General features: G+C 70.1%; 11 protein-coding genes. 3 read left to right on the forward strand and 8 right to left on the reverse strand.

All coding sequences use genetic code 11. The features are described from left to right. Nucleotides 1-34: 34 nt before the first annotated feature. The 8 genes from ACPWT1_RS20865 to ACPWT1_RS20900 form a co-directional block, all read right to left on the reverse strand. Nucleotides 35-1,216 carry an acetyl-CoA C-acetyltransferase gene (locus ACPWT1_RS20865; protein ID WP_427913040.1) on the reverse strand — a complete coding sequence of 394 codons (1,182 nt, stop codon included), beginning with the start codon at nucleotides 1,214-1,216 and terminating at the stop codon, nucleotides 35-37. 65 nt (nucleotides 1,217-1,281) lie between these two features. Beyond that, complete coding sequence (locus ACPWT1_RS20870) at nucleotides 1,282-1,983, reverse strand: energy-coupling factor ABC transporter ATP-binding protein (protein ID WP_427913041.1); 702 nt, start codon at nucleotides 1,981-1,983, stop codon at nucleotides 1,282-1,284. Between the two features lie 55 nt (nucleotides 1,984-2,038). After that, nucleotides 2,039-2,773, reverse strand: a complete 735-nt coding sequence (locus tag ACPWT1_RS20875) for an ABC transporter permease (RefSeq protein ID WP_427913042.1) — start codon at nucleotides 2,771-2,773, stop codon at nucleotides 2,039-2,041. Nucleotides 2,774-2,847: 74 nt separating this feature from the next. After that, the gene (locus ACPWT1_RS20880) at nucleotides 2,848-3,357 is read right to left on the reverse strand and encodes a hypothetical protein (protein ID WP_427913043.1); all 510 of its coding nucleotides are present in this window, start codon (nucleotides 3,355-3,357) and stop codon (nucleotides 2,848-2,850) included. A 162-nt stretch (nucleotides 3,358-3,519) separates the two neighbouring features. Next, nucleotides 3,520-6,375 carry a formate dehydrogenase subunit alpha gene (gene fdhF / locus ACPWT1_RS20885; protein WP_427913044.1) on the reverse strand — a complete coding sequence of 952 codons (2,856 nt, stop codon included), beginning with the start codon at nucleotides 6,373-6,375 and terminating at the stop codon, nucleotides 3,520-3,522. After that, nucleotides 6,362-8,173, reverse strand: a complete 1,812-nt coding sequence (locus ACPWT1_RS20890) for an NADH-ubiquinone oxidoreductase-F iron-sulfur binding region domain-containing protein (protein WP_427913045.1) — start codon at nucleotides 8,171-8,173, stop codon at nucleotides 6,362-6,364. The genes fdhF and ACPWT1_RS20890 overlap by 14 nt, the downstream gene beginning before the upstream one ends. 52 nt (nucleotides 8,174-8,225) lie before the next feature. After that, entirely contained in the window at nucleotides 8,226-9,917 is a 1,692-nt protein-coding gene (locus tag ACPWT1_RS20895) for an OFA family MFS transporter (RefSeq protein WP_427913046.1), read from the reverse strand. A 185-nt stretch (nucleotides 9,918-10,102) separates the two neighbouring features. Continuing rightward, nucleotides 10,103-11,047, reverse strand: a complete 945-nt coding sequence (locus ACPWT1_RS20900; protein WP_427913047.1) for a LysR family transcriptional regulator — start codon at nucleotides 11,045-11,047, stop codon at nucleotides 10,103-10,105. Between the two features lie 157 nt (nucleotides 11,048-11,204). On the opposite strand from ACPWT1_RS20900, the gene ACPWT1_RS20905 reads away from it, so the two are divergent. From ACPWT1_RS20905 to ACPWT1_RS20915, 3 genes are all read left to right on the forward strand, one after another. After that, nucleotides 11,205-11,591: an AraC family ligand binding domain-containing protein gene (locus ACPWT1_RS20905; RefSeq protein WP_427913048.1), complete on the forward strand. Its 387-nt coding sequence runs from the start codon at nucleotides 11,205-11,207 to the stop codon at nucleotides 11,589-11,591. Nucleotides 11,592-11,730: 139 nt separating this feature from the next. Continuing rightward, nucleotides 11,731-13,041 carry a hypothetical protein gene (locus tag ACPWT1_RS20910; RefSeq protein ID WP_427913049.1) on the forward strand — a complete coding sequence of 437 codons (1,311 nt, stop codon included), beginning with the start codon at nucleotides 11,731-11,733 and terminating at the stop codon, nucleotides 13,039-13,041. 51 nt (nucleotides 13,042-13,092) lie between these two features. Next, on the forward strand, nucleotides 13,093-13,668 hold the full coding sequence (locus ACPWT1_RS20915; protein WP_427913050.1) for a nucleotidyltransferase family protein: 576 nt from the start codon (nucleotides 13,093-13,095) through the stop codon (nucleotides 13,666-13,668). Nucleotides 13,669-13,670 lie beyond the last annotated feature (2 nt).

Here is a 13,670-nt window from a genome sequence, read left to right on the forward strand (position 1 = left end):
TGATCCTGGCGCGGGCTGCATGCCCGCGCCCATTTCACGCCAGCGATTCGATGATGGTGACGTTGGCCATGCCGCCACCCTCGCACATCGTCTGCAGGCCCCAGCGGCCCTTGCGCTGACGCAGGAAGTGCAGCAGCGTCGTCATCAGCTTGGCGCCCGAAGCGCCCAGCGGATGACCGAGCGCGATCGCACCGCCATTCACGTTCAGGCGCTCGGGGTCGGCACCGGTCGCCTGCAGCCAGGCCAGCGGCACCGGCGCGAAGGCCTCGTTGACCTCGAAGGCATCGATGTCGCCGACCTTCAGGCCGGCCTTCTTCAGCGCCGCCAGCGTGGCGGGGATCGGCGCCTCGAGCATCACCACCGGATCGTGGCCCATGACCGACAGGTGATGGATGCGCGCGAGCGGCTTCAGGCCATGGGCCTTCACGGCCTGCTCGCTCGCCACCATGACACCGGCGGCACCGTCGGCGATCTGGCTGGCCGTCGCGGCAGTGATGACGCCGTCGGGCTGCAGCAGCTTGACGCCGGCGATGCCTTCCAGCGAGGCGTCGAAGCGGATCCCCTCGTCCACCGTGTGCGGTGCGCCCTCGCCCTCCTCTCCCGCGCGCCGTGACGCAACGGGCAGGATCTCGGCCCCAAAGCGCCCCGCCTCGGTGGCCGCGCGGGCGCGCTCATGGCTCTGCAGCGCGTAGGCGTCGAGCTGGTCCTTGGTGAGGCCGTACTTGCGCGCGATCATCTCGGCGCCGACGAACTGGCTGAACTCGCCACCGGGATAGCGCGCCTGGATGCGCGGGCTCATGTAGAAGCCCAGGCCGTTGCGGCGCGGCAGTTCGCTGGACGAGAACATCGGCACCCGCGACATGCTTTCCACGCCGGCGGCGATCACGATGTCCTGCGTGCCGGACAGCACCGCCTGCGCCGCGAACTGCAGCGCCTGCTGCGACGACCCGCACTGGCGATCGATGGAGGTGCCCGGCACCGACTCCGGCAGCTTCGAGGCCAGCACCGCATTGCGTGCGACGTTGGTCGACTGCTCGCCGACCTGGCTCACGCATCCCATCAGCACGTCGTCCACGGCGGCGGGATCGACCCCTGCGCGATCGACCAGCGCATCGAGGATCTCCGCCGCGAGGTCGACGGGGTGCCAGCCGGACAGGCGGCCATTGCGGCGGCCGGCGGCGGTGCGGACGGCGGCGACGAGAAAGGCTTCGGGCATGCGTGACCTCGCGGGCTCGGGAAGGAGCGTCGATTATCGAGCGCCCGTTCCGTCAACGCGCCGCGTCAGGCCATCTCGCCCTGGAGGAACAGGTCGGCTTCGCGCGAGACCCGCGTCAGCACCGCGTGGTCGAAGAACTCGCGCACCGGCAGGTCGGCCAGGAGGTGCCCACGCTCGAGGTACGCGACGCGGGTGGCCAGGCGCTTGACCTGGCCGAGGTTGTGGCTGGCGAAGACCATCGTCGTGCCCGCCTGCGCGAACTCCGCCATCACCGCTTCGACCTCGCGCTTGGCGGGCGGATCGAGGCTGGCGGTCGGCTCGTCGAGCAGGAGCAGGTCGGGCTGCAGGCTCCACGCGCGCGCCAGGGCGACACGCTGCTGCTGGCCCGCCGACAGGTGCCGTGCGTTGCGCGGGCCGATGTCGGCCAGCCCCACGCGGGCCAGTGCGTCCGGCACACGCCGCCGCGCTTCGCCCCATGGCACGCCGGAGAGCCACAGGCCGAGTGCGAGATTGCGCGAGACGCTGCTGCGCAGCAGGTACGGACGCTGGAACACCATGGCCTGCCGCACCCCGGGGTCGCGCTCGATGCGGCCGCGTGCCGGCGGCAGCAGGCCGTGGAGCACGCGCAGGAGGGTGCTCTTGCCGCTTCCGTTCGCGCCGATCAGGGCGAGCCGTTCGCCGCGCGCAAGCCGCAGGTCGATGTCATGCAGGACGGTGGTGCGACCCAGCACCACGTCGGCCGACTGCAGGTGCAGCACCGCGGTCATCGGGCCGCGTCCGCGCTGCGCGCCGCGGTGTTGGACTCAAGAGCGGCCCAGGGTCTCACGCGTGCACGCCCCGCACGCCCGCGGGCAGGTCCGCCTGCGCGAGCCGCCAGTGCCGCAGCCCGGCCACCACCGCATTCAGCCCGAGCACGATCACCAGCAGCACGACGCCCAGCGCCACCGCGAGCGGCAGGTCGCCCTTGCTGGTCTCCAGGGCGATGGCGGTCGTCATCACGCGCGTGAAGCCATCGATGTTGCCGCCGACGATCATCACCGCGCCGACCTCCGAAATGGCGCGTCCGAAGCACGCGATGAGCACCGTGAGCATCGCGTAGCGTTCGTCCCAGGTGAGCAGCAGGCAGCGCAGCCACGAGCCGGCGCCGAGCGAGGCGAGCTGTTCGCCGTGGGCCTGCTCCGCGTCATCGACCAGTTGCCGGGTCAAGGCGGCGGCGACGGGCAGGACCAGCAGTGCCTGCGCCAGCACCATGGCCCGGAACGAGAACAGCCAGCCGAGCCAGCCCAACGGCCCCGATCGCGACAGCAGCAGGTACACCAGCAGGCCGACGACGACGGAGGGAATCGCCAGCAGTGTGTGAAGGACCGCCAGCACGGCGCCGCGGCCGCGGAACCGCGCCACGCCCAGCCACGCGCCGACGAGACAACCCAGGCTGCAGCCGATGGCGCAGGCGGTGCTGCTCACCGCGAGCGAGCGGCCGACGATGGCAAGGAATTGCGGCTCGGCGCCGACGATGAGGCCGGACGCGTGGCGTGCGACCTCGGAGAACGTGCTCATGGAGCGGGGATTGTGGCCGAGGCGATTGCGGGCGCCGGCTGGCCGCGGCTCAGCGAGCCGCGCCGCCCTTCACTTCAGGCCAGGCCCCAGTCGGTGGAGCGGCGCTCCGGCTCCAGGTCGGCATGGACACTCCACTGCGGCTCCTGGTGGTCGGTGGGCTGGAAGCCTTCCAGCAGGCACAGGTCGGCCCCCAGGTCCTTGAGCAGCGTGCGGTCCAGGATCTGCCCGGAGGGATGCACCCACAGTCCCGTGTAGTGCGACGCTTCGGCGGCCCAGCTGGCCCCGATGAGACGGCGCGACGCGCGCTCCAGCATTGGCAGGCCGAGCAGCAGGCGCAACCCCGAGGTGCGCTCCCAGTGCACCAGCCGCAACATGACGGCAATGCTGGGACGCCCATCCGGGAGCGCGCCCTGGTGGCGGATCTCGATCTCGACGCATTCGGCCGCGATGCCGGCACGGCGCAGCACCTCGTCGACGCACGCGCGGTACTCGGCCTGGATTTCCTCGATCGACGTGGAGTTCGGGTGCATCTCGGTGGATGCGACCTCGTCTTCGCGTTGGAACAGCTTCTTCAGCTCGAGCATGTTGGTCTGCCGCCCGCGGCCCCCTGAACAATCCTGCCCGGAGGATAGCTCTGCCGTCGGCTCTGGTGAACCACCTGTCGGGACTTGTCCAACAGGCGGTTCCCTCCAGCCGGCGGAACGTGGCGGCCGGCCGACAGCCAGGCCTGCTGCAGCGCAGCAGGCCTAGGCGGCCAGCGCGTTCGCCGGCGTCGCCCCGGTCCCGTATCCGGCCGGTGCGCGCGGCGTGCCGCCCGACAGCACCTTGACCGCGCAGTACTTGAACTCCGGGATCTTGCCGAACGGATCCAGCGCCGCATTGGTCATCAGGTTGGCCGCCGCCTCGTAGTAGGCGAACGGGATGAACACCGCGCCCGTGGGCGTGCCATCGTCGCGGCGCACGTGGATCGCCACCTCGCCGCGCCGAGACTGCACCGTGATCACGTCGCCGGGCTGCAGGCCGAGCGCGGACAGGTCGCCGCCGTTCATGGACGCCGTCGCCATCGGCTCGATCGCATCGAGCACCGCGGCGCGCCGCGTCATGCTGCCGGTGTGCCAGTGCTCGAGCTGGCGACCCGTGATCAGCACGAACGGGTACTGCGCATCGGGACGCTCGTCGGCCGGGATGATGTCGGCCGGCACCAGCTTCACCTTGCCGTCCTGCGTCGGGAAGCGCTCGGTGAACACGATCGGCTGGCCGGGGTCGTCCTCCGACAGGCAGGGATAGGTGACGCTCGACTCGCGCTCGAGGCGCTGCCAGCTGATGCCCGCGATGGCGGCGTGCATGGCCTGCCGCATTTCCTCGTACACCGCCGCGACGCCGCATTCCTCGCCCGGATAGTTCCAGTCGAGACCGACGCGGCGCGCGATCTGCTGGAGGATCCAGAGGTCCGGCTTCGCATCGCCCGGCGGGTTCAGCGCACGGCGGCCCAGCTGCACCATGCGGTCGGTGTTGCTCACGGTGCCGGTCTTCTCGGGCCAGGCCGATGCGGGCAGGACCACGTCGGCGAGCCATGCCGTCTCGGTCATGAAGATGTCCTGCACGACCAGGTGTTCGAGGCTCGCGAGCGCGTGCCGCGCGTGGTTCAGGTCCGGGTCGCTCATCGCGGGGTTCTCGCCCATGATGTACATGCCACGGATCTTGTGCGGGTCGGTGTCGTCGGCCAGCGCCTTGTGCATGATCTCGACGACCGTGTAGCCGGGCCGCGGATCGAGCGGCGTGTTCCAGAACTTCTCGAACCAGGCATGCGCCTGCGCGTTGTCCACGCGCTGGTAGTTCGGGAACATCATCGGGATCAGGCCGGCGTCGCTGGCGCCCTGGACGTTGTTCTGGCCGCGCAGCGGATGCAGCCCCGACCCGGGCTTGCCGATCTGGCCGGTGACGGTGGACAGCGCGATCAGGCAGCGCGCGTTGTCCGTGCCGTGCACGTGCTGGCTCACGCCCATGCCCCAGAGGATCATCGCGCCCTTGGCCTTCGCGAACGCGCGGGCCACGTCGCGCAGGACCTGCGCCGGCACGCCGCAGATCGGCGCCATCGCCTCCGGGCTGTAGTCCTTCACGTTCTGGCGCAGCGCCTCGTAGTTGCTCGCGCGCTCGCGCACGAACGCCTCGTCGGCCAGCCCCTCCTCGATCACCGTGTGGATGATCGCGTTGAGCATCGCCACGTCGGTGTCGGGCTTGAACTGCATGATCCGCCACGCGTGCCGACCGATGTCGGTGACGCGCGGATCGGCCAGCACGATTTTCCTGCCGGCCTTGGCGGCGTTCTTCATCCACGTCGCCGCCACCGGGTGGTTGGCCGTCGGATTCGAACCGATGACGAGGATCAGCTCCGCGTTCTCGACGTCGTTGACCTGGTTGCTGACGGCACCCGAACCCACGCCCTCGAGCAGCGCGGCCACGCTGGAGGCGTGGCACAGGCGCGTGCAGTGGTCGACGTTGTTGCTGCGGAAGCCCGTTCGCACCAGCTTCTGGAACAGGTAGGCCTCCTCGTTGCTGCCCTTCGCGGAGCCGAAGCCGGCCAGCGACTTGGCACCGTGCGTGTCGCGCAGCTGGCGCAGCTTGCCGCCAGCGAGGTCGAGGGCTTCTTCCCACGTCGCCTCGCGGAACACATCGCTCCAGTGCGCGGGGGTGTCGCCGATTTCCTTCGGCACGCCGGGCTTGCGGACCAGCGGTTTGATGAGCCGCTGCTCGTGGTGCACGTAGTCATAGCCGAAGCGACCCTTGACGCACAGGCGGCCGTGGTTGGCCGGGCCGTCGCGCCCTTCGACGCTGACGATCTTCTCGTCGCGCACGTTGTAGGTGACGAGGCAACCGACACCGCAGAACGGGCAGACGGAATCGACCTTGCGGTCCACCACCTGCGAGCCCACCATCGTCTTGGGCATCAGCGCGCCGGTGGGGCAGGCCTGCACGCACTCGCCGCAAGCCACGCAGGTGCTGTCGCCCATCGGATCGTCGAGGTCGAACACCACCTTGCTCGAGTTGCCCCGCAGCGCGTAGCCGATGACGTCGTTGACCTGCTCCTCGCGGCACGCGCGCACGCAGCGCGTGCACTGGATGCAGGCCTCGAGGTTGACGGACATGGCCGGATGCGACACGTCCGGCATCGGCTCGTCGCGGCGCAGCGCCACCAGTTCGGGACGCGGCGTGACGCCCAGCGCCTCGGCCCATTGCGACAGCTCGCCGTGCTGGCCGCGCCGCCCTTCGGCATCGGTCCACTTGAAGCCGTGCTCGGGCAGGTCGGCCAGCAGCATCTCGACCACCATCGCCTGGCTCTTGCGGGCGCGCTCGCTGGTGGCCTTGACGTCCATGCCGGGCGTGACCGCGCGGCAGCAGCTGGGCGCCAGCACGCGCTCGCCGCCCACCTCGACGACGCACGAGCGGCAGTTGCCGTCCGGGCGGTAGCCCTCCTTGTAGCAAAGCCGGGGAATCTGCACGCCGAGCCGGTCGGCGGCCTGGAGGATGGTCTCGCCCTGGATGGCCTGCACCTCGCGGCCATCGAGCTTGAAGGAGACCAGCGGAAGGTCAGGCGATTTCATGCGGGAAGTACTGCTGGATGCAGCGGATCGGGTTGGGGGCGGCCTGGCCCAGGCCGCAGATCGAGGCATCGCCCATCACCTGCGCGAGGTCGCCCAGGGTGGTGGTGTCCCAGCGCGGCGCTTCCATCAGCGCCGCGGCCTTCTCGGTGCCCACGCGGCACGGCGTGCACTGGCCGCAGCTCTCGTGGGCGAAGAACCGCATCACGTTGAGCGCCGCGTCGCGCGCGCGGTCGTGCTGGCTCAGCACCATCACGGCCGCCGAGCCGATGAAGCAGCCATGCGGCTGCAGGGTGTCGAAGTCGAGCGGGATGTCGGCCATCGAGGCCGGCAGGATGCCGCCCGACGCGCCCCCGGGCAGGTACGCATACAGCTGGTGGCCGTCCTGCATGCCGCCGCAGTACTCGTCGACCAGTTCGCGCAGCGTGATGCCGGCGGGCGCGAGCTTCACGCCCGGCTGCTTCACGCGGCCGCTGACACTGAACGAGCGCAGGCCCTTGCGGCCATGCCGGCCGAACGATGCAAACCACTGCGGGCCGCGTTCGACGATGTCGCGCACCCAGTACAGCGTCTCGAAGTTGTGTTCCAGCGTGGGCCGGCCGAACAGGCCGACCTGCGCGATGTAGGGCGGCCGCAGCCGCGGTTCGCCGCGCTTGCCCTCGATGCTCTCGATCATCGCGGACTCCTCACCGCAGATGTAGGCACCGGCGCCGCGCCGCAGTTCGATGCGGGGCAGCGGGCATGGCGGATTGACGATCAGCCGCGCGAGCTCCTGCTCCAGCAGCACGCGCGCGTCGTGATACTCGTCGCGCAGGTAGATGTAGACCGCCTCGGTGCCCACAACGTGCGCGGCGACCAGCAGGCCTTCGAGGAACCGGTGCGGATCGCGTTCGAGGTACGTGCGGTCCTTGAACGTCCCGGGCTCGCCCTCGTCAATGTTCACGGCCATCAGGCGCGGCGCGGGCTGCTCACGCACGATGCGCCACTTGCGCGCGGCCGGAAAGCCCGCGCCGCCAAGGCCGCGCAGGCCCGAGTCGTCCATCGCCTTGATCACGTCTTCGGCGGAACGCTCGCCCTGCACCAACGCGGCGGCCAGCTGGTAGCCGCCGTTGGCGCGGTAGGTCGCGTAGTCGGTGAACGCAGGCCTTGCCTCGATCTGTGCGGGCGCGGGCGACACGCTGCGCTCGGCCAGGTCGGCGGGCTGGAAGTTCGCGCCGGCCGATGCCACCTGCGCGCCGACGGCATCGCGTTGGGCCACCGCCCGCTGCACCTTGTCGAGCGTTGCCATCGGCACCGCGCACTGGTGCACCGCCACGGCGGGTGCCTGCTCGCAGCGACCGATGCAAGGCGCTGCGATCACGCGCACGTCCGTCCCGAGAATGCCCGGCAGCTTCGCCAGCAAATCGCGAGAGCCCGCCAGCTCGCAAGCGAGGCTGTCGCACACACGCACCGTCAGCGCAGGCAGCGCAGCGTCGGCCGGCACCACCTCGAAGTGGTGGTAGAAGGTCGCAACCTCGTACACCTCGGCCATCGGCACGTTCGTCTCGCGCGACAGCGCCACCAGGTGCGGCTCGCGCAAGGCGCCGTAGCGGTCGTTCAACCGGTGCAGGTGCTCGATCAGGAGGTCGCGCCGGTATCCCTCTGCGGGACGCGGGCCGAGGCAGTCACGCACCTCCGCGAGCGCCTGCTCGTCGGGCTGACGGCCCTTGAGCTTGCTCTTGCGGCGGATGCGCTCGCGCAGGTCGTCGGCGGTGCCGAGGGCGACCGCCTGCACCTGCGCGCTGGGGACGGGATGGTTCATCGAACTTCTACTGCTACTGCTACTGGTGCTTCTGCGTCCAGGCGGGGCGCGATCAGCTGAAGAACTTGGCGGCCGCGATCAGGGTGCGGTAGACGCCCCAGGCGAGCGGGATGCCGACCACCAGCCAGGCCAGCCAGACCTTGGCGACAGGCGTGCGCTCCTCGGTGCCGGCACCGGCCATGCCAGCCTCGGCCGCGGCGGCCTTCTCGTGGGCCAGGCGCTTCTCTTCCGCCAGTTCGGCTTCCGTCATGAAGTACTTGTCCGGCAGCGGGCGCACCAGCAGGTTGCAGATCAGGCCGATGACGAGCATGCCGACCAGGATGTACATCGTCTGGTTGTAGACCTGCGAGCGCGGGATGCCCAGGCCGAGCTGGTATTCGCGCATGTAGTTCACGACCACGGGACCCACGATGCCGGCGGTGGACCACGCGGTGAGCAGGCGGCCGTGGATGGCGCCGACGAACTGGGTGCCGAAGATGTCGGCCAGGTAGGCCGGCACCGTGGAGAAGCCGCCGCCGTACATGGACAGGATGATGCAGACCGCCGCGACGAACAGCAGCTTGTTGCCGGTGCCGGCGAAGCCGGGCAGGCTGGCGTACAGGATGCCGCCCAGCACGAAGAAGATCGTGTAGGTGGTCTTGCGGCCGAAGAAGTCGGACATGCTGGCCCAGAAGAAGCGGCCGCCGATGTTGAACAGCGAGAGCAGCGCGGTGAAGCCGCCGGCGACCGTCGCGATGGCGGCCAGTTGCTCCTTGCTCAACTCGCCGAACTTCAGCGGCACGCCGATCAGGTTGCCGCCGAACACTTCCTGCAGCATCGGCGAGGCCATGCCGATCACGCCGATGCCGGCGCTGACGTTCATGGTAAGCGCCATCCAGATCAGCCAGAACTGCGGGATGCCCCACACGCGCTTCACGTGCACGTGGCGCTGCGTGATCATGGCGTTGGTGGACTTGGCCGCGGGCGGCGTCCAGCCTTCCGGCTTCCAGCCATTGGCCGGCACGCGGTAGCCGAACGCGCCGCCGATCATGAACACGAAGTAGATGATGGCCATGACGACGAAGGTGGTCGCCACGCCGTTGCTGGTGGGCGTGGAGAAGGCCTTCATCAGGTCCACCGCCAGCGGCGAGCCGATCATCGCGCCGCCACCGAAGCCCATGATGGCCATGCCGGTCGCCATGCCGCGACGGTCGGGGAACCACTTGATCAGGGTCGACACGGGTGAGATGTAGCCCAGCCCGAGGCCGGCCCCGCCGATCACGCCCGAGCCCAGGAGCATCAGCCAGAACTGGTGCTGCTGGATGCCGAAGGCCGAGATCAGCATGCCGCCGCACCAGCACACCGCGGCCACGACGCCTGCCTTGCGCGGACCTGCGCGCTCGAGCCAGCCGCCCCAGACCGCCGCGGCGATGCCCAGGATCAGGAAGAACAGGGTGAACATCCAGCCGAGCGTGGAGATGTGCCAGTCGCAATTGCTGGCAAACCATTCGCCGATGAATCCGACGTCGTTGCCGCAGGTCGCGGCACCGCCCCCCGCCATCGACAGCTGCTTGGACAGCGGCAGCCAGAACACCGAGAAGCCGTACGCCATGCCGATGCACAGGTGGATGGCCAGCGCGGCCGGGGGAACCATCCAGCGGTTGAAGCCGGGCCCCGCGATGATGCGTTCCTTGTCCAGGAGGCCGGGGCCCCGCGCTCCCTTACCGCCCACCTGCATCCCCTTCTCTCCGAGCACACTTGACATGCTTTTTCTCCGATGTACGCCACTCTCCGGGCGCGCGTGGAGTGTCCCGGCGTTAGCACGCCAACGTCAAATCACATCCATCGATTGCGTCATTCGGTGTTTGAATGACGCAACGCAGCACGCGCTTGTGGCGTGAATGTCGACCCGGGTACGAATTCCGGCGTACGCAATCGGCGTACGCCGTGCTAATTGGCGAGCAGCCCCGAATGCGCCGCGACGTGCCGGTGCCACTCGGGATCCTGCGCCAGCTCCAGCGCCGCGTCGAGGGCGCGCGAGGGCCGCACCGAGCCCTGCGCCATGAACCCGATCGGCGTTCGCACCGCCGGCTCCACCAGCGGAAGCGCCTCCAGTTCGCGGTAGCCGCGCACCGCGCCGACCAGCGCGCCCGGCATGACGGTGCACATCTCGCCCGCCACCACGCTCAGGGCCAGCGTGAGGATGGAGTTGGTCTCGATCGCCGGCCTCATCGGCACGCCGGCGGTGACCAGCGCGCTGTCGACGATCGTGCGGTTGTGCATGTCGGGCGTGAGCATGGCGAGAGGCAGCTTGCCCGCCTCCTTCCAGCGCACCGGCTTGCCGATCTGCAGTTCCTGCCGGTGCGGCCGCGCCGCGCGGCGCAGCAGGAAATAGTGCTCCGTGTACTGCGGCCACGCGCGCAGCGTCGCGCCCTGCAGCTTCATGCGCTCGGTGTAGCCGAGCGCCAGGTCCAGCGACAGCCGCTCCAACCCGGCCTCGAGTTCGCCGGAGCTCATGGAATACACCACCGGCACGATGCCAGGATGACGCGCCTGCAGGCGGGCCGCGAACCGCGCCAGCACGGGCACCGCAGTCGGCACCGCACCGATGCGCAGGATGCCGCGCGGCCGATCCGCCTCGGCGCCGAGTTCCTGCTGCAGGATGCTGTGCTCGCGCACCATGCGCTGTGCGGCCGCCAGCACGCGTTCGCCCTCGGGCGTGAGGCCGGCGTAGTTGCGTCCGCGCTTGACGATGACGACGCCGAACTCCTCCTCCAGCGCCTTCATCGCGTTGGACAGCGCAGGCTGCGTGATGTGGCAGGCCTGCGCCGCGCGCCCGAAGTGCCCGTGCTCGCTCAGGGCGATCAGGTAGCGCATGGAGGCGAGGAGATTCATGCAGGATTATTGACGCGCTGGGTTTCCCGCTCCCGCACGGCGCGCGGGTGCAGTCCTTCCCCGACGCACTGCCGTCAGTGGCCGCCTACAGCGTCGCCGACGCCTCGCACCTAGGCTGTTGCCATAGCAGCCCCGCAGAACAACGAGGAGACCGCCGATGGCCCTGCCGCATGCCCGACCGATGGACATCATCAGCGTCGCACCACTGGGCGATGCCCTGGCCCAGTCCGTGAGCACCAGCCTGATCAAGACCGACCGGCTGCAGTTGCTGCACCTGGTGCTGCGCGCGCACCAGAACCAGCCCGACCACCACGTCGACGAGGAGTGCACCGTCCATTGCCTCGAAGGCGTGGTCGAGGTCGTGACGCCGGGCGGCGTGCGACAGCTGAGGCCGGGACAGGTGGTGCTGCTGCCGGGCAAGGAGAGGCACTCGTTGCGCGCGCGCACCGACTGCGCGGTGCTCGTCACGCTGGTGCTCGACCATGGCGATGCAGGCCACGGCGGGGGCACGGGCGCGAGAACCCTGCGCAACGACAAGACCTGACGCATCCGCGCCGGAGGCGCGTGCGGCGCGCCTCGCGCCATGCCCGGTCGAGCTGTCGGCCAACGTGTAGCTGGGCTGTTCTCCTACAGCAGAGGCTGGTGTGCGTTCCTAGCATGGACTCATCCAAACAAGGACGGACATGCACATCAGCAGTACCCGCGCCACCCGGGGTCGAGTGGCCAGCCATCTCCTTCTTTCCGCGCTCGCACTGGCGCTCGCCGCCTGCGGCGGTGGCGGCGGCAGCGGCACCGACATGGCCGCAACCGCTACCTCGACGGGCAGCACCACGAGCACGACCACCGCCCTCGGTGCAGGCAGCGGCGCGGTGCCCACGGGTTCGACGGTCAGCGCGCAAGTCGCGCAGCGGCCCGCGGTCATTCGCGTCAACGCCGACGCGGCAGGCCAGCAGACCCTCGCCGACATCGCGACGCTGCAAGGCGGCGGCTATGCGATCGCCTATCTGTCCCGTCCCGGCAGCGGTGCAGCCAGCGTGCACGTGCAGCGGTTCACCGCCGACGGACAGCGCAGCGGCGCCGACGTCGCCGTGGCCCTGCCCGATGGCGAGAGCGATGCGACCGTCGCCGTGTTGCCCGACGGCAGCGTGGTGATCGCGACGCTGCAGACTGGCAATGCGGCCAGCACGCCATCGATCACGCGCACGACGCTGCTGCTGCGACACCACGACGCGAGTGGTGCGGCGATGGGCGCGCCGATGCAGGTCGCGAGCCTGGACCAGGACCGCACCGCCGGCGGCGCGATGCACTACATCGCCGCACCGAAGCTGGTGCACTGGGAAGACGGCAGCTTCATGCTGGCGTGGTCGCAGGTGACCGACGACGCCAACGGCAAGGTGCCCGAGTTCTGGGGCCGCCGCTTCGACACCGAAGCCCTGCCGATCGGCGTCAACCTGCCGATCGGCAGCGGCACCGCGGGCTCGTCGCTGCGGATCGTGGCGGCTCCCGGCGGCGGCTTCGTGATCGCGACCACGCTGCGCGCGAACGGCGCCAACTGGCTGATGTACCGCGGCTTCGATGGCTCCAAGTCGCCGGTGCTGCCGCCCGACGCGCTCGGCGCCGCGGAAGGCAGCGTGCTGCTGCCCCTGTACGGCGGCTCGCAGGTGCTGCTGTCGCCGGTCAAGAACGTGGTGGCGGTGCAGCGCTACGACGCGCAGGGCCAGCTGCAGGGCGAAGGACTCGGACTGCCGGCGATGCCGGCCGGCATGGCGGCGCTGAGGGACGGCACCTTCGTGCTGGTGGTCGACGATGGCACCGGCACGCTGCGTGCGCAGCACTACGACGCGCAGGTGCAGCCCGTCGGCGGAGCCCAGGCGATTGCGGGATCCGCGGGCGCGGTGCAGGGCCAGGCGCTGGGAGATGGTGGACTCGTGCTCGCATGGACCGCCAACACGGCCGGCGACCAGGACGTGATGGCGACGCGCACCGCGCCCTGAGCGAGCGGCCGCATCGCGTGGCCAGGGGCCCGTTCCCCCTAGACTCGCGCGATGCCTTCACTGACGGCCGCGCAGGCGGCCTTCGTCGCGCAAGTGCTGCGCAATCCGGCCAACGCCGCCCTCCTCGACCGCTGGCCGGCGTTCGACCTTCCCGACGCCTGGCTGGTGGCCGGCTGCCTGTTCCAGGCCGTGTGGAACCTGCGCGGCGGGCGGCCGGTGCAGGAGGGCATCAAGGACTACGACCTCTTCTACTTCGACCCGGACGACCTGTCCGAGGCCGGCGAGCGCGCGGTGCAGGCGAAGGTCGATGCGCACATCGAGGGTCTTGGCATCACGGTGGAAGCGAAGAACCAGGCCCGCGTGCATCTCTGGTACCAGGACTTCTTCGGCCATCCCTATCCCGCGCTGCGCGATTCCCGCGACGGCATCGACCGCTTCCTGGTGCGCGAGACCTGCGTCGGCATCCGACCCACGGCCGCCGGCTGGGACGTGCACGCGCCGCAGGGTGTGGAGGCCATCGCCGCAGGCACGCTGAGCCGCAATCCGCTGACGCCGCACGCGGCGCTGTTCGACGCCAAGGCGGCGTCGTACCGCGCGCGCTGGCCCTGGCTGCGGATCGTCGGCTAGCG

Origin of the sequence: Ramlibacter sp. MMS24-I3-19 (genome assembly GCF_050320135.1) — a bacterium.
Lineage (GTDB): Bacteria > Pseudomonadota > Gammaproteobacteria > Burkholderiales > Burkholderiaceae_C > Ramlibacter.

What these genes read in the sequence shown, in the direction of transcription:
- ACPWT1_RS20880 (WP_427913043.1), bottom strand. Translation starts at nt 3,357, where the DNA reads ATGCTCGAGCTGAAGAAGCTGTTCCAACGCGAAGACGAGGTCGCATCC.
- ACPWT1_RS20895 (WP_427913046.1), bottom strand. Translation starts at nt 9,917, where the DNA reads ATGTCAAGTGTGCTCGGAGAGAAGGGGATGCAGGTGGGCGGTAAGGGA.
- ACPWT1_RS20875 (WP_427913042.1), bottom strand. Translation starts at nt 2,773, where the DNA reads ATGAGCACGTTCTCCGAGGTCGCACGCCACGCGTCCGGCCTCATCGTC.
- ACPWT1_RS20900 (WP_427913047.1), bottom strand. Translation starts at nt 11,047, where the DNA reads ATGAATCTCCTCGCCTCCATGCGCTACCTGATCGCCCTGAGCGAGCAC.
- ACPWT1_RS20865 (WP_427913040.1), bottom strand. Translation starts at nt 1,216, where the DNA reads ATGCCCGAAGCCTTTCTCGTCGCCGCCGTCCGCACCGCCGCCGGCCGC.
- ACPWT1_RS20890 (WP_427913045.1), bottom strand. Translation starts at nt 8,173, where the DNA reads ATGAACCATCCCGTCCCCAGCGCGCAGGTGCAGGCGGTCGCCCTCGGC.
- ACPWT1_RS20910 (WP_427913049.1), top strand. Translation starts at nt 11,731, where the DNA reads ATGCACATCAGCAGTACCCGCGCCACCCGGGGTCGAGTGGCCAGCCAT.
- ACPWT1_RS20915 (WP_427913050.1), top strand. Translation starts at nt 13,093, where the DNA reads ATGCCTTCACTGACGGCCGCGCAGGCGGCCTTCGTCGCGCAAGTGCTG.
- ACPWT1_RS20870 (WP_427913041.1), bottom strand. Translation starts at nt 1,983, where the DNA reads ATGACCGCGGTGCTGCACCTGCAGTCGGCCGACGTGGTGCTGGGTCGC.
- ACPWT1_RS20905 (WP_427913048.1), top strand. Translation starts at nt 11,205, where the DNA reads ATGGCCCTGCCGCATGCCCGACCGATGGACATCATCAGCGTCGCACCA.
- fdhF (WP_427913044.1), bottom strand. Translation starts at nt 6,375, where the DNA reads ATGAAATCGCCTGACCTTCCGCTGGTCTCCTTCAAGCTCGATGGCCGC.